At 68.1% G+C, this 20705-nt stretch carries 22 protein-coding genes; 13 read left to right on the top strand and 9 right to left on the bottom strand.

Going from position 1 to position 20705, the window contains the following annotated elements; genetic code table 11:
• Position 1: 1 nt before the first annotated feature.
• A complete protein-coding gene (locus ACSC1W_RS15140; RefSeq protein WP_435348391.1) occupies positions 2-3082 on the bottom strand; it encodes a replication factor C small subunit in 3081 nt (1026 codons plus the stop codon).
• Positions 3083-3206: 124 nt separating this feature from the next.
• Here ACSC1W_RS15140 and ACSC1W_RS15135 point away from each other — a divergent pair, with 124 nt between their 5' ends.
• From ACSC1W_RS15135 to ACSC1W_RS15125, 3 genes are all read left to right on the top strand, one after another.
• Positions 3207-4307: a bactofilin family protein gene (locus ACSC1W_RS15135; protein ID WP_435348390.1), complete on the top strand. Its 1101-nt coding sequence runs from the start codon at positions 3207-3209 to the stop codon at positions 4305-4307.
• 89 nt (positions 4308-4396) lie between these two features.
• Complete coding sequence (gene samp2, locus ACSC1W_RS15130; RefSeq protein WP_435348389.1) at positions 4397-4594, top strand: ubiquitin-like small modifier protein SAMP2; 198 nt, start codon at positions 4397-4399, stop codon at positions 4592-4594.
• Between the two features lie 3 nt (positions 4595-4597).
• Positions 4598-5035: a GNAT family N-acetyltransferase gene (locus ACSC1W_RS15125; RefSeq protein WP_435348388.1), complete on the top strand. Its 438-nt coding sequence runs from the start codon at positions 4598-4600 to the stop codon at positions 5033-5035.
• 41 nt (positions 5036-5076) lie between these two features.
• Here the strand turns inward: ACSC1W_RS15125 and ACSC1W_RS15120 are convergent, their stop codons facing one another.
• Together ACSC1W_RS15120 and ACSC1W_RS15115 are read right to left on the bottom strand one after the other, a co-directional pair.
• Positions 5077-5409, bottom strand: a complete 333-nt coding sequence (locus ACSC1W_RS15120) for a hypothetical protein (RefSeq protein ID WP_435348387.1) — start codon at positions 5407-5409, stop codon at positions 5077-5079.
• A 71-nt stretch (positions 5410-5480) separates the two neighbouring features.
• Complete coding sequence (locus ACSC1W_RS15115; RefSeq protein ID WP_435348386.1) at positions 5481-6860, bottom strand: phosphoglucomutase/phosphomannomutase family protein; 1380 nt, start codon at positions 6858-6860, stop codon at positions 5481-5483.
• 191 nt (positions 6861-7051) lie between these two features.
• Between ACSC1W_RS15115 and ACSC1W_RS15110 the strand changes: the two genes are divergently transcribed.
• Together ACSC1W_RS15110 and ACSC1W_RS15105 are read left to right on the top strand one after the other, a co-directional pair.
• Entirely contained in the window at positions 7052-7198 is a 147-nt protein-coding gene (locus ACSC1W_RS15110; RefSeq protein ID WP_435348385.1) for a hypothetical protein, read from the top strand.
• A 184-nt stretch (positions 7199-7382) separates the two neighbouring features.
• A complete protein-coding gene (locus ACSC1W_RS15105; RefSeq protein WP_435348384.1) occupies positions 7383-7979 on the top strand; it encodes an NADPH-dependent FMN reductase in 597 nt (198 codons plus the stop codon).
• A gap of 21 nt (positions 7980-8000) precedes the next feature.
• Here the strand turns inward: ACSC1W_RS15105 and ACSC1W_RS15100 are convergent, their stop codons facing one another.
• Both ACSC1W_RS15100 and ACSC1W_RS15095 read right to left on the bottom strand, forming a co-directional pair.
• On the bottom strand, positions 8001-8252 hold the full coding sequence (locus ACSC1W_RS15100; protein ID WP_435348383.1) for a GIY-YIG nuclease family protein: 252 nt from the start codon (positions 8250-8252) through the stop codon (positions 8001-8003).
• Positions 8253-8304: 52 nt separating this feature from the next.
• Entirely contained in the window at positions 8305-8454 is a 150-nt protein-coding gene (locus ACSC1W_RS15095) for a DUF7563 family protein (RefSeq protein WP_435348382.1), read from the bottom strand.
• A 445-nt stretch (positions 8455-8899) separates the two neighbouring features.
• On the opposite strand from ACSC1W_RS15095, the gene ACSC1W_RS15090 reads away from it, so the two are divergent.
• Positions 8900-9067: a DUF1931 family protein gene (locus tag ACSC1W_RS15090; protein WP_435348381.1), complete on the top strand. Its 168-nt coding sequence runs from the start codon at positions 8900-8902 to the stop codon at positions 9065-9067.
• A 59-nt stretch (positions 9068-9126) separates the two neighbouring features.
• Here the strand turns inward: ACSC1W_RS15090 and rpiA are convergent, their stop codons facing one another.
• Positions 9127-9813, bottom strand: coding sequence for a ribose-5-phosphate isomerase RpiA (rpiA, locus tag ACSC1W_RS15085; RefSeq protein WP_435348380.1), 687 nt, complete (start codon positions 9811-9813; stop codon positions 9127-9129).
• A 122-nt stretch (positions 9814-9935) separates the two neighbouring features.
• Here rpiA and ACSC1W_RS15080 point away from each other — a divergent pair, with 122 nt between their 5' ends.
• From ACSC1W_RS15080 to ACSC1W_RS15060, 5 genes are all read left to right on the top strand, one after another.
• Positions 9936-10664: an ABC transporter ATP-binding protein gene (locus ACSC1W_RS15080; RefSeq protein ID WP_435348379.1), complete on the top strand. Its 729-nt coding sequence runs from the start codon at positions 9936-9938 to the stop codon at positions 10662-10664.
• Entirely contained in the window at positions 10661-11899 is a 1239-nt protein-coding gene (locus ACSC1W_RS15075) for an ABC transporter permease (RefSeq protein ID WP_435348378.1), read from the top strand. Before ACSC1W_RS15080 ends, ACSC1W_RS15075 begins: the two co-directional genes overlap by 4 nt.
• Before the next feature lie 97 nt (positions 11900-11996).
• Positions 11997-13283, top strand: a complete 1287-nt coding sequence (locus ACSC1W_RS15070) for an MFS transporter (protein WP_435348377.1) — start codon at positions 11997-11999, stop codon at positions 13281-13283.
• A 245-nt stretch (positions 13284-13528) separates the two neighbouring features.
• Entirely contained in the window at positions 13529-14119 is a 591-nt protein-coding gene (locus tag ACSC1W_RS15065; RefSeq protein WP_435348376.1) for a DUF7474 family protein, read from the top strand.
• 70 nt (positions 14120-14189) lie between these two features.
• On the top strand, positions 14190-14549 hold the full coding sequence (locus tag ACSC1W_RS15060; protein WP_435348375.1) for a hypothetical protein: 360 nt from the start codon (positions 14190-14192) through the stop codon (positions 14547-14549).
• 23 nt (positions 14550-14572) lie between these two features.
• Here ACSC1W_RS15060 and ACSC1W_RS15055 read toward each other — a convergent pair whose 3' ends face one another.
• A complete protein-coding gene (locus ACSC1W_RS15055; RefSeq protein WP_435348374.1) occupies positions 14573-15316 on the bottom strand; it encodes a DNA polymerase sliding clamp in 744 nt (247 codons plus the stop codon).
• Positions 15317-15571: 255 nt separating this feature from the next.
• On the opposite strand from ACSC1W_RS15055, the gene ACSC1W_RS15050 reads away from it, so the two are divergent.
• The gene (locus ACSC1W_RS15050) at positions 15572-16345 is read left to right on the top strand and encodes a 23S rRNA (uridine(2552)-2'-O)-methyltransferase (protein ID WP_435348373.1); all 774 of its coding nucleotides are present in this window, start codon (positions 15572-15574) and stop codon (positions 16343-16345) included.
• 38 nt (positions 16346-16383) lie between these two features.
• On the opposite strand, the gene ACSC1W_RS15045 is transcribed toward ACSC1W_RS15050, so the two are convergent.
• Positions 16384-16560 carry a ribbon-helix-helix domain-containing protein gene (locus ACSC1W_RS15045; protein ID WP_435348372.1) on the bottom strand — a complete coding sequence of 59 codons (177 nt, stop codon included), beginning with the start codon at positions 16558-16560 and terminating at the stop codon, positions 16384-16386.
• A gap of 62 nt (positions 16561-16622) precedes the next feature.
• On the bottom strand, positions 16623-19052 hold the full coding sequence (locus ACSC1W_RS15040; protein ID WP_435348371.1) for a twin-arginine translocase subunit TatC: 2430 nt from the start codon (positions 19050-19052) through the stop codon (positions 16623-16625).
• 104 nt (positions 19053-19156) lie between these two features.
• On the opposite strand from ACSC1W_RS15040, the gene tatC reads away from it, so the two are divergent.
• Positions 19157-20704, top strand: a complete 1548-nt coding sequence (tatC, locus tag ACSC1W_RS15035) for a twin-arginine translocase subunit TatC (RefSeq protein WP_435348370.1) — start codon at positions 19157-19159, stop codon at positions 20702-20704.
• Position 20705: the final 1 nt, after the last annotated feature.

Raw genomic sequence — 20705 nt, 5'->3', positions numbered from 1 at the left:
CCTACCCCTGTGCGAGCGACGCCAGAAGCGCCTCTAGCTGGACGCGCTCGTTCGCGCCAGTGGTGATGCGGTAGTCGGCCTCGCCGAGGCGGTCGAGCAGTCGGACCGCGGCCCGTTCGTCGAGGTCGAACTCCCACGCCGAGCGGTGTATCTGGTCGATGATGTCCCCGCCCGCGAGGCCGCGTTCGGTCAGCAGGTCGTCGAGTTTCGCACGCGCCGCGATGAAGTCCCCGTTCAGCGCGTCGGTCACCATCGCCTCCACCTCCTCGGGTCGGGCGGTCGAGGTGATGGCGTAGACCGTCTCTTCGTCGACGGTGTCGCCCATCACGGCGGCCGCCTGCAGGCCGTTGATGGCCTTGCGCATGTCGCCGTCGGCCGCGTACACCAGCGCGTCGACGCCGTCGTCGGTGACGTCGATGCCCTCCGCCGCGGCGATGTGTCGGACCTGCGTCGCGACGGCCTCGTCCGACAGCGGCGAGAACCGGAACACGGCACACCGCGACTGGATGGGGTCGATTATCTTGCTGGAGTAGTTACACGAGAGGACGAACCGCGTGTTGTTCGAGAACTGCTCCATCGTCCGGCGCAGCGCCGACTGCGCGTCGCTCGTCAGCGCGTCGGCCTCGTCGAGGAAGATGATGCGGTAGTCGTACCCGCCGAACGAGGACCGTGCGAAACTCTTGATGCGGTCCCGGACGACGTCGATGCCCCGCTGGTCCGACGCGTTGAGTTCCAGGAAGTTCTCCTGCCAGTCGTCGCCGTAGATCTCCTTCGCGATGGAGACGGCGGTCGCGGTATTGTGCATCACGGTCGGGACCTGCCCGGCGACGTAGTTGTGGCTCTCCGGAACGGTGAGGTCGTAGACGCGCTCGGCGGTGTCAGTCTGCTCGACAGACTCGACCTCGTCGTAGTAGAGATTTCCTCCGACGAGTACGTCGAGGGTGCCGAGCGCCTCGACGACCTCCAGCGAGCACATCTCGCTGGCCACGCTCTCGACCGCATCAGCGACGGTTTCGAAGCGTGGGAGCGAGCTGAGGTCGTGGTCGCCGTTCCGCAACAGGTTCGAGACATCGTTGCCTCGAAGGCCCGTTTCGGCTGCGAGTCGTTCGAACGAGACGCCGAGGTCGTCGACGAGTCCGGCGAGTTCGGTCTGCACACGTTCGACCGGTGGAGCCGCCTCTACATCGCCGAGATGGACGAGTATCTCCTCGGTCCGTCTGGCCGTCGGTGCTCGGCGGCCGTCGGCGTACTCGAGCAGTCTGTCGGTCCGGACGCCGGTCTCCGAGGCGACTGCCTTCCGTGTTTCGAGCGGTTCGAGCTGCTCGCGCGAACCGATCCACGTCGCCGGTGTCCTGGTGATCTCCTGGACCTCCTGGCGGAGTGCAGCGATCTGCTCGGTAGTCGTCTGTGCCGCTTCGAGCCGCGTCGTCGCGGTCGACAGCACCTGCTCCATCGCAGCCTCGTAGTTCTCTCTTCCGGGCGATTCCGGGTTCAGACTCTCCGGGACGGCCGAGTTCTTGTCGATGTCGAGCTGGTCACAGAGCGTGTCGACGGCCGTCTGGACCGGCATCGTGTCGTAGTTCGGGTTTCCTTCTTTCGCCGCGTGTTCGGCCAACCTGTCGGCCTTGTATCCGAGCGAGAACCCGACCTCCTCCTCGAATCGCCGGAGTGACGGGACACCGGAGACGCTGAGGGTATGATAGGTCGACTTCTCTTCGGAGCCGTTGGGCGCTGCCTTGCGCTCGGTCTTGCGCCTGCTCGGAATTCCGATACCCGCCAGCAGGTACGAGAGAAGCGTGATGTGGTCGGCGTTCTTTTGTGTGAGCTCGATTGCACCGTTCTTCCCGACGTACCCCTCCGCGTCGAACATCGCGCGAAGGAACGCCCCCCGTGCGTCTTCGGGTGCGGTGACGATTGTCGAGCCGATACCGTCGCCACCACCGGAGCTGTCGAACACGTCGAAGCACGCCCGAAGGAAGTGTGTGAGCGTTTCGGAGATGACCCGGACGAACGGCGTCCCACCTTGTTCGCCGCGCGTCGGTTCGAGGTCGAACGTCTTGACGAGTATCCGTTCGAACTCGTCGAGCAGATCCTCGTCGGTGTTGTAGAACCGGATTCGGCCGTTGTCGATTCGCGCTTCGCTCACCGCGAGGCCGACGAGTTTCGCGAGGTCCGGCGTCACCTCGTCGGGGACCGAAATCGGCTCCGACCGGTAGTTGTTGGCGTTGACGTACTCGATTCTGTCGACTGCTTGCTGCACCTCGGCTGCCGTCACACCGTGTTCAAACAACGAGGCGAGTGAGACGCGCTTTGCCCCCTCTTCGTCGAGAGAGTCGGCCGCTTCTCGCCAGTACTTGCCTACTGTATCGGGGTCGAGGCCCGTCGTCTCGACCACCGTCTCTCGCGATTCCCCGTTCGCGTACGCCCGAAACACCTGCCGCTTCACGCCGACGTACTCCTCCGCCCCGGTCAGACCGTACTCGTCGGCGAGGTCCGATGGGATGTACGCGTAGATTCGGTCCGGGTCGACCGCGCTCGCCCAGTCGAGCGTCGGTTCACCGTCGATTGACAGTGCCTCACGAGGGCGAACGACTCGATCCCCGGCAGATAGATTCTCCGCCTCCCGCCACGCCAGCCCGTCGGTCGAGAGCGTCAGGAGCCGGTGTTCGGGTGTCACGCTGAACTCGTTCCCGTCGCGAGTGCTCACGGTGACGAGTTCGTCGGCCTCCTTTCCGAACACCTTCGACGGTGCGACGTACTTGAACGTACCATCGTCACCGAACGTGAGAACCTCCAGACCATCGTCGGGCTCGCCGAACCCGTCCACATCGCCGACGACGTCCTCGATACGCTCCACTCCTCGATTCGTGAGAACGGGCGTCTCTCCAGTCACGCACTTCCCGACCCCGGCCGGCCCCGCGAACATGAGGTGTGGCAGGTCGTTCCGGTCGACGTAGCTCTCGATGCGTCCGATGATGTCCTCGTGTCCGACTACCTCGTCGAGTCCGTCGGGTCGGTACTTCTCGATCCAGACCGTCCGCTGGCCGTCGGGTTCCCCGCCTGACTCCTCGGCCTCGCTCATGTGCGGACGGAGGGGACGTCCGGTCATAAACCCCCCGAGACGGGTCGTGGCCGACGGTGTCCCGGTTCTCCGTGTTTGAAATCCAGCTTACGAGTATATGTGAAGTGGCGGCGTATATAGCAGTATGAGCGTCTCTACCGCCAGTAGAAGAATACTCGTATCGTTGATGGTTCTCGTCGTCGTCCTCGGGTCGGTCCCCGGCCTCGTCGCGGCCGAGTCCGCCGTCGCCGGGTCGTACGTCGTCGAGGAGGGCGAGACGGTCGACGGCCTCGACGTCCTCGCGTCGACCGTCGTCGTCCGCGGGACGGTGAACGGCGACCTGAACGGGGCCGCCGCCGACGTCCGCATCGAGGACACCGGCGTCGTCACGGGCGACCTGAACGTCGCCGCCGCCAGCGTCGACATCGCCGGTCGCGTCGACGGGGACGTCTCCGTCGGGGCGGCGACCCTGCGCCTGCTCGACGGCGCCGTCGTCGGGGGGCAGTTGAACGTCGGCGCGGCCGACGTCACCCTCGCCGGGACGGTCCGGGGCGACGCCGCGGTCGGGGCCGACGTCATCAGCGTGACGGACTCGGCCGTCGTCGGCGGTGACCTGCGGTACGACGGCGACCTCCGGCAGGCCGAGGGTGCGAGCGTCGGTGGCAGCGTCGTCCGCGACGAGACCATCGGCCAGACCGAGTTCGATGTCCTCCCCGCCGTCACCGACTGGGTACTCGCCGTCTACGGGTTCTTCGTGAACTTCCTGCTCGGGGCCGTCCTCCTGCTCGTCCTGCCCGGGTTCTCCCGGCAGGTGGCCGACAGGGTGGCGGATTCGCCCCTGGAGAGCGGTGGCGTGGGGCTGTTGACGGTCGTCGCGGTGCCCGTCGCACTCGTGCTGGTGGCACTGACCATCGTCGGCATCCCCATCACGCTCGTCGGTGCCGGCCTGTTCGCCCTCGTCGCGTGGGTGGCCGTCGTCTACGGTCGGTTCGCCCTCGGGTCGTGGCTCGTCGCCCGCGCCGGGGGCGAGAACCGCTGGGTCGCACTGACGGTCGGGTTGCTCCTCGGCGCGCTGTTCGACCTGCTCGGCTGGGTCGGCGGCGTGTTCGACGGGGCCGTCTTCCTGCTCGGCCTCGGCGCGCTCGTGCTGGTCCTCTACGACCGGTACGTGGGTGGCCGCGAGCGGAGGGCCGGCGCGCCCGGCGCCGGCGAGGAGGACGAGGTCGGCGGCGTCCCGCCAGCGTAGGTGGGTCGCGCGCGAACGAGGATCCTTTTCGGGTCGGTCGCAGTCCCGTGGCGACACGCTTAGGCGCACGGACGGGCAACCGTACGTCCATGCAGGTCACCGTGGACGTGAAAGGGGAGACCACCCACGAGGTGGACCTCCCGGACCCGACCTACGCCGACCTCCTCGCGGCGGTCGACCTGAGCCCGCACGAGGTGAGCGTCCTCGTCGACGGCCGTCCCGTGCCGGAGGACCAGCCGGTCGAAGCGACGGAGGTCACCGTGTTGCGACTCATCAAGGGTGGGTGACCGATGTCCGGTGACAGTGCCGACGGCTCTGACGCCAGCGACGCGGGCGACTCCGTCTCCGTCCGAACTGCGCGCCCGGGAGAGGCCCAGGCCGTCGCAGGTGTCCTCGACGCCGCCATGCTCCGGACGGACGAACTGGGGCCGGCGCTCGCCCGGGACGACGTGCTCGTCGCCACCGCCGGCGAGCGACTCCTCGGGGCGCTCGTCCTCGTCCCACGGGACGGCGATGGGTCGCCGTCGCGTCTCCACGTCGACGCCGTCGCCGTCCGCCCGAACCGGCGCGGCCAGGGCATCGGGCGCGCGCTGGTGGAGGCTGCGGCCGACCGGTGCGACGCGGAGCAACGGCTGACGGCCGGGTTCGGGGCGAACGTGCGTCCGTTCTACGAGTCGCTCGGCTTCGAGGTGCGAGAGCGTGACGGCCGACTGTTCGGCGTCAGGTGAGGACGCCGCCGGTCGTCGCTCCCCGGATGCCCGGGCGTGGGCTACTCGAAGCGTTCGTAGTCGCCGCGTTCGTCCGCCTGCGACCGGTCGGACTCGCGCCCGTCGGCGTCGTCGCCCTGCCGCATTTCCGCCCCACGTCCCGGTACGGATGCGCCACCGTTCGCCTCGACGGCCTCGGCGAGGTGTTCGATGGCCGCTACCAGTTGGAAACCGAAGTCTGCGATGGCCCGAATCAGTTGGACAGTGAGGTACAGTCCGACGAGGAGGACCAGGATGAGGAGTCCGACGAGGAGAGACCTCGTCACCACCGAGTACACCATGACCACGGCACCGACGACGACCAGGAGCAACTTCAGGAGGGTGTCGTTGTCCATGGCGGGAACGACTCGGTTCCGTTACAAAAACATGCCGTCACGTCTCCGGCCGTCGCGGCCGGACCGCCGGCTCAGACGTGCCGTTCGACCAGTTCGCGCCCGGCGGCGAGCAGGTCCTCGACCCGGCCGGGACTGCTCGCCTCGGCGTACACCCGCATCTTCGGTTCGGTCCCGCTCGGGCGGACGAGCAGCCACGACCCGTCGTCACAGAGGAGTTTGAAGCCGTCCATCGTCACCACGTCGGCGACCGCCTCGCCGGCGACCTCGTCGGGTATCTCGTCGCCGAGGGCCTCGATGACCCGGGCCTTCTCCTCGTCGGGGCAGTCGACGCTCAGTTTGTGCTGGTGAATCTCGCCGAACTCCTCGAGCAGGGCGTCGACCCGGTCGTCGAGGGGGCGTTCGACCTCGGCGGCGGCGGCGAGCAGCGCCATGAGGACGCCGTCCTTCTCGCGGATGTGTCCCCGGAGGGTGAAGCCGCCGGACTCCTCCCCGACCATCAGGGCGTCGTGTTCCCGCATCGCCTCGGCGACCCACTTGAAGCCGACCGGCGTCTCGACGACCGCCTCGCCGTGGGCCTCGGCGACGCGGTCGATGAGGAACGTCGTGGAGACCGACCGAACGACCGGGCCGGCGTCCGATTCGAGGAGGTAGTCGTAGAGGGCGGCGAAGAAGAGGTTCTCGTCGAGGAAGCCCCGGTCGGGCGTGACGACGGCGATCCGGTCGGCGTCGCCGTCGTTGGCGATGCCGACGTCGGCGTCCCGGTCGCGGACGGCCTCGACCAGTTCGGTGAGGTTCTCCTCGCTCGGTTCCGGCGGCGTGCCGCCGAACTCGGGGTCGCGCTCGCACCGGACGCGGTCGACCGTCGCACCGGCGGACTCCAGCAGGTCGTCCGTCGTCCCCCGCCCGGACCCGTGCATCGCGTCGTAGACAACGTGCAGGCCGTCGAGGTCGGTCCGGACGAGGTCCCTCGCGTGGTCGGCGTGTGGTGTCACGAAGTCCACCTCGTCGACCACGCCGTGTTCCGACTCCGGGAGCGGTTCCGGTTCGGCGAGTCGTTCGGCGATGGCGTCGGTCACGTCCGGGAGCGCCGGTGCACCCTCGGCCGTGATGAACTTCACCCCGTTGTACTCCGGCGGATTGTGACTCGCCGTTATCATCATCGCGCCGGCGAGGTCGCGCTCTCTGGCCTGCCACGCCGTCAGCGGCGTGGGTCGGTCCCGGTCTTCGGGCATGACGACGTCGAACCCGTTGGCACAGAGCACCCGGGCGAGTTCCTGGGCGAACCCGGGGGAGGACTCCCGTGCGTCGTACCCGACGGCGACGGTGCCACCCTCGCGTCCCTCGTCCCGCAGGTAGGACGCGACGGCCTGCCCGACTATCCGAACGCGCGGGGCCGTGAACTCGTCGAGCGTCGCGCGCCAACCGTCAGTGCCGAAGGAGATGACGTCCATACGCGACCATCCACGCCCGCAGCGATAAAACCCCGCCGACGACGCCGGTGCTCCAGTTTCACTTTCACCACACTACGGACAGACCTTTGTGGGCGCCGTCCGTGATTACCGATAGCGCCCGTAGCGGCGCGAGTCCCACTTGGGGCGCGACGCATACCGCTCTGCGTCGAAAAACGACGACAGCGGCGGAGGTGACAGAAATCGGTACGCGCCTCCGCGTGACGCTCGCAACCGGCGGCGTCTCCCTGCTGACACAGGGTGTGGATTCTGGCTGGATCCTGGTCGCCGTTGCGGTGTTCGCGCCCACGTCCGACCAGCCAGACGAACAGCGCGAGTGACGCCGACGGTCGCTCCACCGACCGCCGGTCCCGCCGTTTTCTTTCGTCTGACTACCGGTCGCGTCGTCCGACGTCGGTTAGTTGCACTCGTACGATGAAATAGCTTTAGATTCACCCGGATGCAAACCGGTCGGTGGCGACCGAAACTGACGGACTTTTAGACCTCCCTCCCCGAGTACGGGCGATGACGGGCACTCCGACGGTCCTCGCGGTCTCCGGCAGCGTTCGCGAGGGCAGTTACACGCACAGCGCGCTCGAACACGTCCTCGCCGCCGCCGAGGCCGCGGGGGCGGAGACGGACATGCTCGACCTGCGGACGGCCGAGGTACCCCTGTTCGACCCGGACGCGGACGACCAGGGCGTCGGTCGGTCCGTCGACCGGGTCCGGGCGGCCGACGCGGTCGTCCTCGGGACGCCCGTGTACCACGGGTCGTACTCCGGCGTGCTGAAGAACTTCCACGACTTCTGCGGGTTCGACGAGTACGAGGACACCCCGGTCGCGCTCGTGGCGGTGGCCGGCGGCGGGTCGTACGGGAGTACCCTCGAACACCTCCGGAGCACCGTCCGGGGCGTCCACGGTCACGTCGTCCCCCGACAGGTCGGCATCCGAAGTGCCTCGGACAAGTTCGAACGGGACGCCGACGCGCCGGACGGCCGCGCGTGCACCGACGAGGACATCGCGGACCGACTCGATTCGCTCGGCGAGGCCATCGTCGAGGCGGCCCTGCGGTTCGACGAGCGTGCGGTCGCCGACGCGACGGCCTCCTGTACGGACGACTGACGGACCGGGCAGACCGCCGACTCAGGACTCGTCCCGGACGAGTCGTTCCTTCTCGCGGCGGGAGAGCTGTTTCACCTCGTACTCGCGAGACATCGCCGCGCTCCTGTCGTCGAACGACTCGACGTGCCTGAGTTCGACCGGCGTCCGCCCGCGGGTGTACTTCGCCCCCTCGCCTGCGTCGTGTTCGGCGACGCGGCGCTCGACGTCGGTGGTGTATCCGGTGTAGAACGTCCCGTCGGCGCAGGCGAGGACGTAGACGTAGTGCTCGCTCACGGGTCGTCTTCGACCGGGTCGGTAGAAAGGCTTCGCCTCGACCTTCGACGCGTCAGGGACTCTGCGCGCGTCGTCTGGCTGCCTCTGCGATACCAGCGTTCGCCGAGCAGTTCACGCACGCGAGTATCTCCCCGTGTTCGTCGGCGAACACGCGGGCGAACCGTTCGGAGACGTGCGAACCGCAATTGTCACACGATGGCATAGTGGGGTCCGGCGACGGGGTAGTGCCGGTGTCCCATGGTTCGGTTTGGACCACCAAATACCTGTTCCAGATTCTCACCCAAATTCGCCCATAGAAAAACAAAGTTCCTCATTACACACCTCTACTTTTCGGTTACCAGTGGTGGTTACGACGACCAGAACAAAAGTTCGAACTAGCGAAAAACCACCGGCAGTCTCGCCGCCATCCGGAGAGAATACGTCACTAGCACAACAACTCCGGAATCGGACAAACCATCTGTACGCTTTTTCGGTCGATAACCGACCGACTGAGTGCGAATTCCCCCGCCTTCTTGCACTTTTCGTGTCATCTCGCCCCCTCGTTAGCGAGCATGTCCACTCCATGTCATTGCTACACGCCCGTTTCAGGGCCTATCGCGGGACTATTTGGCAAGTATTATAAAGGGTGCGCCGGAAACTCCGCTCGTATGGCAGACCTCATCGTCAAGGCAGCCGTCAAGGAAGCACTTCAGGACAAGAACGTCGCGTCGGACTTCTACGACGCGCTCGACGCGGAAGTCGAGGAGCTCCTCGAAGACGCCGCCCGACGCGCAGAAGCGAACGACCGGAAGACGGTCCAGCCGCGCGACCTGTAAGCGCGTCCTTCCACTCCTAACCGTTTTCACGCCCGGTAGCGCCGCGTAGCGACGCGGCCCTACCGACGCACGACGTCCACGCCGTCGGCGACGCCCACGTGTACCTCGTCGGCCATGTCGACGAACAGGCCGTGTTCGAGCACGCCCGGCAGCGCCGAGAGTTCGGCCGCGAGTTCCGCGGGGTCGTCGACGACGCCGAAGTCGCAGTCCAGCACGACGTTCCCGTTGTCGGTGACGACGGGACCGTCCTTTCGCTCTGCGGCCCGGAGCGTCGGGTCGCCGCCCAGGTCACGGACCGCGTCCGAGACGGGCGGTCGTGCCGCCGGGAGCACCTCGACCGGCACCGGGTAGTCCAGGTCGTCGACGAGTTTCGACGGGTCCGCGACGACGACGAACCGGTCCGCGGCGGCGTCGACCACCTTCTCGCGGGCGTGGGCCGCGCCGCCACCCTTGACCAGCGTGAACCCGTCGACCTGGTCCGCCCCGTCGATGGCGACGTCGACGCCCTCGACGGCGTCGAGCGTCGTCAGCGGGACCCCGCAGTCGAGTGCTAGCTGGCGCGACTGGAACGACGTCGGGATGGCGCGCACGTCGAGTCCCGCGTCGACCGCCCGCCCGAGCGCCCGGATGGCGTGGGCCGCGGTCGACCCCGTCCCGAGGCCGACGACGTCGCCGTCCTCGACGAGTTCGGCTGCACTCTCGCCGGCGCGTCGCTTCTGGTCGGTCGAACCGCCGGTGTTCTTCATGGTCCGCCTTGCGTGCCGACCCGCCTAATGCGTTCCCGTCCGACCCGTCCGCCGACTCGCACACCGATGGAACGGACTCGTTGGGACGCATCTTTTTGGTCGCGACGACCCATCGGTCTGACATGGATTCTGCTGGGGGGACCCCCGCCGTTTCGTTACAGGGAGTCCGGAAGACGTACGTGGTCGGCGAGCCAGTCCACGCGCTCGACGGGGTCACGCTGGACGTCCCGCGTGGTTCCTACACCGCCGTCATGGGCCCGAGTGGCTCCGGCAAGTCGACGCTGATGAACGTCGTGGGCTGTCTCGACACCCCGACGGAGGGGACGGTGTTCCTCGACGGCCAGGAGGTCACCGCGATGTCCGACCGCCAGCGGACCCGCATCCGCGGCGAGGAGGTCGGGTTCGTCTTCCAGACGTTCAACCTGATGCCCCGGATGACCGCCCTCGAGAACGTCGCACTCCCGCTGGTGTTCCGTGGCGTCGGCGCGAGCGAGCGCCGCGACCGCGCCACCGAACTGCTCGAACGCGTCGGACTGGGCGACAGGCTCGAACACCTCCCCAACGAACTCTCGGGCGGCCAGCGCCAGCGCGTCGCCATCGCCCGGGCGCTCGTGAACGACCCCGCGCTCATCCTCGCGGACGAACCGACGGGGAACCTCGACAGCGACACCGGCGAACGCATCATGGCCCTGTTCGAGGAGTTGCACGCCGAGGGGAACACGGTGGTCATGGTGACCCACGAACGACCCATCGCCGAGCACGCAGAGCGCATCGTCCACCTCCTCGACGGCACCATCGAGTGGATCGAGGACCTGGACGCCGTCGGACGGAACGCCGAGGTCGAACCGTGAAGCCGCTGACCAACCTCAGCATGTCGTGGCGGGCCATCCGGAGCCACAAACTCCGGTCGACGCTGACCACCCTCGGCGTCGTCATCGGCGTCGCCGCGGTCATCACGTTCGTCACGCTCGGCGCGTCGCTCCAGGCGGGCATCATCGGCGACATCAGCCCCGACGACCGCCGGAACATCTACGGCTGGGCGTCGCCCGAGGGGTCGTCGAACCAGGGACCGCTCGCCGGCGCACAGGCGGTGTTCACGCAGGACGACGTGGAGAACCTCTCGACGAGACCCGGCGTGCGGGCGGCGTACGGCTACACGCCGATACCGACCCAGACCGTCGACTTCCAGGGCCAGCGCATCCCGAGACAGGACGCGGTCATCGCCACGGGACCGGAGTACGTCGACGCCGAGGACGTCGAGACGGGCCGCCAGTTCCGGATGGGCGAGCGCGAGGCCGTCCTCAACCCGGCGATGGCGAACGCGTTCGAGCAGAACGTCACCGTCGGCGACACCGTCAACGTCACCACCTTCGGCGGCCGGCAGGTGACCGCCACGGTCGTCGGCATCACGTCCGACTCCGAGTCCCGGTCGCCCTTCGAGGGCTTCGGCGCCGGGCCGCGGGTCTACCTGCCGCTGGACCCGTACTACACCGAGTTCGTCGCCGGTGCCCAGGAGACGCCCCGGTTCGCCGCCATCGTCGTCGAGGCCACCAGTCTGGGCGACGTCGAACGCGCGCGGGAGTCGACCAGGACGTACCTCGAGACCGAGTCCGACGCCGAGGAGCAGGCCGGCGACGAACTCGTCTACCGCCTCCAGACCAGCACCGAGTTGCTCGGGCAGTTGCGGTCCATCCTCGACCAGTTGCAGGCGTTCGTCGTCGGCATCGCCGCGCTCTCGTTGCTCGTCGGGAGCATCGGCATCGCCAACATCATGCTCGTCTCGGTCACCGAGCGCACCCGCGAGATCGGCATCATGAAGGCCGTCGGGGCGCAGAAGCGGGACGTCCTCTCGCTGTTCGTCACCGAGGCGGTCATCGTCGGCATCATCGGGTCGGTGCTCGGGACGGCCCTCGGCGTCGCCGGTGGCTGGGCCGGCGCGCAGTACGTCGGCGTCCCGCTGACGTACCCGATGGAGTGGTTCGGCATCGCCGTCGCCGTCGGCATCGTCGTCGGCGTCGTCGCCGGCCTCTACCCCGCGTGGCGCGGTGCCCGAACCGACCCCATCGACGCGCTCCGGTACGAGTGACGCCGACCCCGCCGGTCCCCGTGACGGACGACGCACGGGACGAGCCGGCGGTCCGACCTGGTTCGACGCGGCCTCGGCGGCACGACGGAGGCGTCCGATGACGGCCACGCACGCCCAGCCGGTGCCGGACGCGGGCGCGATGCCACGGCGGCGCGCGATGGTGGCCGTGACCCTCGTCGTCTTCCTCGACCTGCTGGGCTTCGGCATCGTCATCCCGATACTGCCGTTCTACGTGCGGAGCTTCGCGGTCAGCGACTTCTACATCGGTCTGCTGGCGGCGTCGTACTCGGTCATGCAGTTCCTGTTCGCCCCGTTGCTCGGTCGGCTCTCGGACCAGCGCGGCCGCCGACCCGTCCTCGTGCTGTCCCTGCTCGGCAGCGTCCTCGCGTGGACGGTGTTCGGTCTCGCCGGGGCGCTCTGGCTGCTGTTCGTCTCGCGGATGCTCGCCGGCGCGATGGGCGGGAACATCGCCACGGCGCAGGCCTACGTCGCCGACGTGACGCCGCCGGCCGACCGGGCGGCCGCGCTGGGCATCCTCGGCGCGTCGTTCGCCCTCGGGTTCATCTTCGGTCCGGCCATCGGCGGCGTCCTCGCCAGCGACGCCGTCGTCGCGGCGGCCCGGGACGTGCTGCCGGCGTTCGTCCCGGCGAACCGGTTCTCGTTGCCCAGTTTCGCCGCCGCGGGGATGTCCCTGCTGGGCGTCGTCGTCGCCCTGGCGTTCCTGCCCGAACCGGAGCGACACCGCCCGGTCGGCGAGCGCGAGACGCTCGTCGGCGGGTTCCGGAGCGCCCTGGCCGACGCCGACCTCCGGGGACTGGTCGTCGCGTTCTTCCTCGTCTCGCTGGCGTTCTCGGGCGTGCAGGTCGCGTTCATCCCGTGGCTCGCCGACACCTTCGGCTACGCAGAACCCGAGGCCGCGCTCTTTCTCACCTACATCGGCGTCCTCGGCGTCGTCGTGCAGGGCGGACTGGTCGGACGCATCTCGCGCGGCGTGGGGGACCAGCGCATGGCGGTGGTCGGCGCGACGGCGCTGGCGGTCGCCCTGGCGGCCATCCCCGTCGCGCCGACGGCCGGGCGAGTGCTCCCCGCCGTCGGCCCGCTGCCGCCGTCTGCCGTCGCACTGGTGCTGCTCCTGCCGCTGCTCTCGTTCGGCAACGGGTTGTTGAACGCGGCGCTCGGTGCGCTCGTCTCGTCGGCGGCGGGGGCCGACTGGCAGGGAAGCGCCTTCGGCGTGACCCAGGGCGCAGGTAGCCTCGGCCGGACGGTCGGCCCGCCGGCGATGGCCGGCCTGTACGCCTTCGCCGCCCACTGGACGCCCTTCGTGGTCGGCGGCGCGCTGGTCGTTCCGGTCGTCGCCATCCTGGCGACGGTCCGACGGGACTGAGGGGGCGTCTCACCCGCGGCGAGAGAAATCTGTACGTACCCGGGAACGACTCGTGTTTTCACGGCGACAGGCCTGCGGGTCGGCCGCCGACCGGGCACGAAGGCCGCCGGAAGCGTCGCGATGGCCTGCCTGGACCGGCCGCTGGTGCCGGTCCCGGGCCGCCAGCCATGTCAGGATTCGGGGTGGAAACGGCGACTTACCGGTGGAACGGTACACTCTTTTGCGAGCGACGCCCTCGTTGTGACGTGGCGCGTCACTTCGAGTACCCCTGTCCGGACTGTCGGAGCACGAACGACCTCCACGACCCGGAGTGTGCGTTCGCGGGCGAGGAGTGGCACGCGGTCGAGAAGGCCTACGCCGACGTGCTGTCGGCGCTCGCGGCCGGGGTCAAGCGCGAGAACGAACTCCCCCGGAGCGTCCCGGAGTGGGGACGCCTGCACAAGGCGGTCCTCGGCCACCTGCGGACGGTCCAGCGCGTCGAGGAACGCGACGACCGCTGTCTCGAACTCCGGTCGCCCGACGAGTACCGCGAGTTGCTGACGACGCCCCAGTACGAACCCGTCAAGACGGTCTACGAGTACGGGTCGGTCCCGGGCTGTCACGACAACAGCGTGTTCGCGCTGGTCGCCTACTACGAGATGGTCGGCCTCACGTGGGCGGAGACCCGAGAGCAGGTCGTGAACTGGCTTCACGACACCGGTACGTGGGAACGTGGCGGCTTCGCCGAGGAGACGCCGGAGGAACTCGTCGACGCCAAGCGACACGTCTACGAGGAGGGCTACGGCTGGAAGCAGGCCGCCCGCGAGGCCAAGGCGGTCATCGACCGGTATCGCTGAGTCGCGCCGCTGCGGACCGGGCGCGCGAGACGACGGTGTCCTTTTGCCGTCCCGACTCGAACCTCGAGCCATGGCTCCGGAGCGCCCGCCCGTGGAGGGATACCGGCACGTGTTCGAGTCGGTCGCCGGCGGCCGCTGGCCCGTCCTCCTCGCAGTCGCCGTCCCGCTGCTCGCGTACGCCGTCGTCACCGGTCGAGGGGCGCTGGCGCTGACGCTGGGTGCGTCGATGCTCGCGGCGGGGCACGCATTCGTCGTGGGCATCGCGCTCGGCCGGGGGGACACGGACGTCGCGCTCGCCATCGGGTCGGTCGCCCTGGTCGTCGTCGGCGCGAGCGCCGTCGCGCTGGCGTCGTTCGGGACGCTCGTCCTCGGAAGTGCTGTCTGTCTCCCGGCCGCCGCGCTCGGCTACGCGGCGTGGGAACGGGCATAGAGAGAGGAGAGAACGGCGGCCGCCTAGTTGCTCTGGATGCGCGGTGCGAGCACGAACAGTACCGAGCCCTGGCCCTCGGCGATGTCGAAGTGAATCTTGAGCGGGAACTCCTCGCCGAGTTCGAGGGTGACCTCGGCGTCGGACGGGATGGCCTTGTTCATGTCCTTCAGATAGTCGAGGCTGAACAGGGAGTGTGCGTCGCCGGCCTGGAGGTCGATGAGGTCCTCGGTGTCGAGTTCGAGGTGGACGTCGTCGGTGTCCCCCTCGGCGTCGACGTAGAACAGTTCGTCGTCGGCGTCGACGCCCAGCGCGATGTGGTCGGAGACCATGTCGGACGCCTTGACCGCCCGGTTGACGTCCCTGCCCTCGATGGTGACCTCGGCGGAGAGGTCGAGTTCGGGGATGTCGGGTTCCTGTCTGATGGAGTCGGGGTCGATGAGCGCGAGCGTGTACTCCAGGCCGTCGATCTGGATGTGGAGCTTCCGGGTCTCCTCGTCGAGTTCGAGTTCGACGAGCTGGTCCGAGTCTGCCATGCTGGCGATGTCCTCGAGTCGGGAGAGGTTGACGCCGATGACGCCGCCGGTGGCTTCGTAGGACTCGAACGCGTCCGCCGAGAGTCGCAGGTCGACCATACCGACGCTCGCCGGGTCGACGGCACGGATCTCGAGTCCGTCTTCGTTCAGGTGGATCTTGCACTCGTCCACCAGGACGCTCACGGAGTCGAGCGTCGTCTTGAGCGTCTCCGCGCTCACGATGGCCTTGAACATGTTGAATCACGCTACGAAACCGGGCACTAAAAAAACACCCTTTCAGTCGCGCGAGCGCGTGTGAGCGCGGCCGTGCTCGTGCCGGGAATCCGGACCGACGTGCTGGACCCACGCCACACCGGTCAGAAGCTCGTCACCTTCGACTGGATGCGTCCGTCGTCCCGCCGCGCATCGCACGGCGGTGAGCGTCGGCGGCGCGCCACCGGAACGAAGCCCCTAACCGCACGCACCGGCTAAAACCGGTAACTGACCATCATGGCGCGCAAGGACCACTGGTACAACAAGGCGAAACAGCAGGGGTACCGGACGCGGGCGGCGTACAAACTGAAGCAACTCGACGAGGCGGAGGGACTGTTCGGCCCCGGCAACACGGTGGTCGACCTCGGTGCCGCCCCCGGCGGCTGGTTGCAGGTCGCCGCCGAGGCCGTCGGCGAGGAGGGGACCGTCATCGGCGTCGACTTCCAGCGCATCAAGTCGTTCGACGAACCGTACGACGAGTGGGTCGAGACCATCCGGGGCGACATGACGGACGAGGAGACGAAGGAGCAGGTCCGCGAGGCTGCCGGGAACGAGGTCGACGTGGTGCTGTCGGACATGGCGCCGAACATGACCGGCGAGTACCAGCTCGACCACGCCCGGTCGGTCCACCTGGCCCGACAGGCGTTCGAGACCGCCCTCGACGTGCTCGACACCGGCGGCGACTTCGCCGTCAAGGTGTTCCAGGGGCGCGACCTCGACGACCTCCGCGAGGACATCGAGGCCGAGTTCCAGTACGTCCGGACGACCACGCCGGACGCCTCCCGCGACGAGTCCTCCGAGGTGTACCTCGTCGCCAAGCACCGCCTGACGGCGCCGGTCCGGACCGGCGACGTCGTCGAGGTGACCATCGAGGACGTCGGGAGCGAGGGCGACGGCATCGCCAAGGTCGACGGCTTCACGCTGTTCGTCGACGGGGTCGACGAGGGCGAGACGGTCGAGGTCGAGGTGACCGGGGTCAAGCCCCGGTTCGGCTTCGCGGAACCGGTGTAGCGCCGGTTCCGGCCCTTCGAGCGTCGACCGACGCCCGCTCAGGACTCGTCGTCGAGTCGGTCGTGTCTGGCGTCTATCTCGTCGAGGATGTCGAGGTTCTTGCGGATGGACGACCGGATGGCGTCGGAGCGGTTGACGAACTTCCCCTCGTCACCGACGTGTTCGTCGAGGTCGTCGAGGAGTTCCTGTGGAATCTCGACGCTTATCTTTGGCATACCGGAGCAGTCTCCCCGACGGAGGGTAACGCTTTCGCCGCACGGCCGCGGCGACCGGACGTTCAGGCGGTCTCGTCGACCGACCGCTCCTCGGGCGGACGCTCGGGTCCGCCACCGCCACCGCCCAGGAACCGCCAGGGCGACGTCAGCACGCCGAGGACGAGCAGGCCGAGGACGTACGCCACGGAGACGGGCACCGCGAAGATGAGCATCGTCAGGACGCCCGAGGGCGAGAACAGTGCCGACGCGAGGAAGATGCTGACGACGGTGGGCCGCCAGTACTCGACCATCGTCTCGTACCGGAGGATGTTGCCCCAGTGGAACAGCACCATCGTGACGACGATGTCGATGAACAGGCCGATGCCCACCGTGGTGAAGAAGATGAGCCAGAAGAAGCTCTTCAGCCGGTAGGAGATGATCATGTTGGCGTTGATGGCGTCCGACACCAGGTACGAGATGATGGTCGGCGCGACGTAGAGGTAGCCGAAGATGCCGCCGATGGCGAACCCGGCGATGAGCGAGAGACCCCAGACGAGGAACGTCGACCGGTTCCCCATCGTGACCAGCCCACGTTCTTTCATCGCGGGCCAGGCGTAGTACATCAGCACCGGGAACGTCACCACGGCCGCCAGCAGGGTGCTCACCTTCACCTCGAAGATGAGCGCCTCGACGGGGTGGAGCGCGACGATGAGTCCGACCTCGCTCGGACCGCCCATCGCGCCGAGCACCTCGGAGTAGGGCTGTGAGCTCGCGACCGCACCGGGGTTGCTCGGGCCGCTCCCCGCCGCCTGGGGGACGCCAGGTGCCACGGCCATCACGTCGGTGAGGGGCTGTGCCGCGTCGAACGCGCGCTCGAAGCCGACGGCGGACGGGTCGCCCCGGACGCTCGGCGGGACCCGGGAGATGAAGTTCCGCTTGATGTCGCCCAGCCCGCCGCTGTAGAGCCAGTAGAAGCTGATGAACAGGACGCTCATGAACAGGCCGACGACGCGGAACAGCTTCGACGTAATCGACTCGAAGATGAACGCAGCGTCGTAGTAGTAGCCGCCGATGTCCTCCTCGGTGGTCTCCTCCTCGGTGAAGGAGTCGACCACGCCGGCGGTGGTCCGCGAGACGACGTTACCGCTCTCCTCGTCCGGTCCGGGCTCGCCGGCCTCGACGGCGGCCTCGGCTTCTGCGGCCTCGGCTTCTGCCTCGGCCTCGCGGGCCGCCTCGGCCTCGTCGAACCGCTCGAGGATGGCCTCGGCCTTGTCCGGCTGGTCCGCGTCCATCGCCGCCCGTGCGTGGTCGACGGCCTCCTCCTCGGTCATCTCGACGAAGGCTTCGGGCGGTGCGGCGCGGACGCCGGCCGCGTCGAGTTGTCCGACGTCGATGGACGCGGGGTCGCCCGGTCGCACGCCACCCCGGGGAACGACCGGCTGGCGGAGCACGACGACGGTGTAGCCGACCAGCACCGACCCGGCGATGACGAACGCGCCCTGCAACCCGACGACGAGCAGCGCCACCGGGTCGGTCGTCGGCGAGAGCGGCCCGGGACGGACGAGCGACGGAATAGCCGGGAACACCGACTGCGAGACGACGGTGGCCGCCTCCGTCGCGAAGAACGCCACGGTGCCGACGGCCGAGAGGACGGCGATGCCGACCAGCTGGAGCGCCCGCTTCCGGAACAGGCTCTGGTCGGGGGTGTTCGGGTCGTTCCCGCCCGCCCGGCTGAGGTTCGTCACGACCTTCGAGAAGCCCAGGCTCAGGACGTACAGCGAGATGAGCGGGATGGCCCACATGACCTGGGTGAACGGGTCCGGCGGCGAGAAGAACGCGCCGAAGACGAAGATGAGGACGAACGCGTAGCGCCAGTTGTCGCGCCAGAACTCGTAGGGGGCGAGTTCGATGTACGACAGCGCCGACATGACGAGTGGCAACTGGGCCGCGAGGCCGAACGAGAAGGTGAGGAACACGATGAACTGCGTCCACATCGTGATGTCGTAACTCGGCTTGATGGAGGCCTGGATGGCGTTGGTCGCCAGGAACTCGAACATGAACGGGAAGAAGACGGTGTAGGCGTAGATGACACCGAGGACGAACAGGGTGAACACCGCGGTCACGATTCCGGTGACCTGCCAGCGAGAGACCGGGACCTCGGGACGGAACCCGCGCCGTGCGAGTGCGTCCTTCGAGAAGTAGAGCAAGAGAGGGAGCGCCAGGATGAACCCGACGATGACGCCGATCTTGAACTGGAGCAGGATGACGTCGAACGGCGTCCGGGCGATGACGTCGGTCAGCAACGCGGTATCGGACGACATCCGTTGCTCGGTGTTCTGCCTGAGGAAATCCCAGACGAACAACCGGAGCGAGTAGATGGTCCCGAGCATCCCGAGGAGGAAGACGATGAACACCTTCTGGAGGTGTTTCTGCAACGACCGGAGCATCACACCGGCGGTCTCGCGCCCCGCGTTGATGCTCCGGGCTGTGTCCTCGTCGATGACCGAACTCATTGATTGCGGGTAGCTATCCACCTCTCTAACATCAATCTTCTTCTCCGAATCCCCGCCCGGGGTAAGAAAAGGTCTATAACGCGTGCGATGTCTACGTCAGGTAGATGGCGGAGGAACCGGACGATTCGGAACTCTCGAAGGAAGACGACGACGAGCAGTCGCCACGCGAGTCCGAATCACCCAAGGACGAGACGGTAGACCCGGGTAGTCAGAGTCCGGTCATCCCGGACCCGTACGAGTCGGTCGAACCGTCGGCCACCGCGGACGCCGACGCGGACGCCAAAGTCGGTGAGGAGGACGGCCCGAACGCCGACGCTGACGGCGGCGGCGCTGGCGTTCCGAACGCCGACGGCGGCGAGGACGTCCCCGTCGGTCACGCCGCGGGCGCGACGCGACCAGGGTCGGCGACGACCGTCGGCGAGGACGACCCGTTCGACGACGACGACGGCTTCGACAAGCCGCCGGACGACGAGGAGATGCCACTCGCGATGCACATCGAGGAGATGGTCCACCGCCTCGGCATCGTCATCCTCGCGGCGGCGGCGGCGAGCGCGCTCGCCATCCCGTTCTCCGAGGAGATAATCGTGGGGATGTGGTACGACCTGCTCCCGGCGGGCCAGGAGATAACGCGCCCGCACCTCTACTCGCCCCTCGAACTGGTGCTGACGAAGATAAAGGTCGCCAGTCTGGCCGGCATCGTCGTCGCGCTCCCGCTGTTCGTCTACGAATCGTACCTGTTCATGCGCCCCGGGCTCTACCCCAGGGAGCGCCGGTACTACCTCGCGTCGGTGCCGGTGAGCCTCGTCCTCGCCGTCGCCGGGATGGCGTTCGCGTACCTCCTCATGTTGCCCGCGCTGTTCGAGTACTTCCTCTACTACACCGAGGGGTCTGCGAACGTCGCGTTCGCGCTCTCGGACACGTTCAACCTCATCGTGACGCTGATGGGCTTCCAGGCCATCGTCTTCCAGATTCCGTTGCTCATCATGCTCGCCATCATGATGGGCATCACGACCCGCGAGTGGCTCGTGGGTCGCCGCCTGCTGTTCTGGGGGGCGTTCCTGGGAATCGCGTTCCTGTTCTCCCCGGACCCGACCGGTGTCGCGCCGTTCATCGTCGCCGGGTCGATGATCGGACTGTTCGAGGGGACGCTCCAGTTGCTCAAGTGGACCCAGGACAGTTCGCCGATACCGACGGCCGACGAACTGGCGGACCGCCGGCTCTGGGTGTGGGCGTTCGCCGGCGCGGTCGGCTACGTCCTGAGTCCGGCACCCGTCCCGAACGGGTACTACGTGCACGCACCGCAGGTACTCATCGACGCGCTCGGGACGTTCGGGCTGGGTCCCGCGACGCCGTTGCTCCTCAGCGCCGCGGCCATCGTCCTGTACGAGGCAGTGGCGTACACGAACAAGAACTACTACGGGAGCGTCCGCCTCTGGCGGGGACTCCGCAAGGCACGACTGCCGTTCTGGCTGGTGGCCCTCGTCGCCGGGTCGCTGGCGAGTCCGGGGACGACGCTCGCGACCGTGGTGAGCGAGCCCTACCTCTCCGCGACCGGGGCGGCGACCGTCGCCGTCGGACTGGTCGTCCTCTTCGAGGGTGGCCTGGCGGTGGCGCGCTGGCGCGGCGGGACCCCCGAGGACGACGTCGAGTGAC

Origin of the sequence: Haloarchaeobius marinus (assembly GCF_051207415.1) — an archaeon.
In the GTDB taxonomy this organism is placed as follows: Archaea; Halobacteriota; Halobacteria; order Halobacteriales; family Natrialbaceae; genus Haloarchaeobius.
Note: the sequence above shows the minus strand (reverse complement) of the source record. Positions and strands in the feature narration are given on the sequence as shown.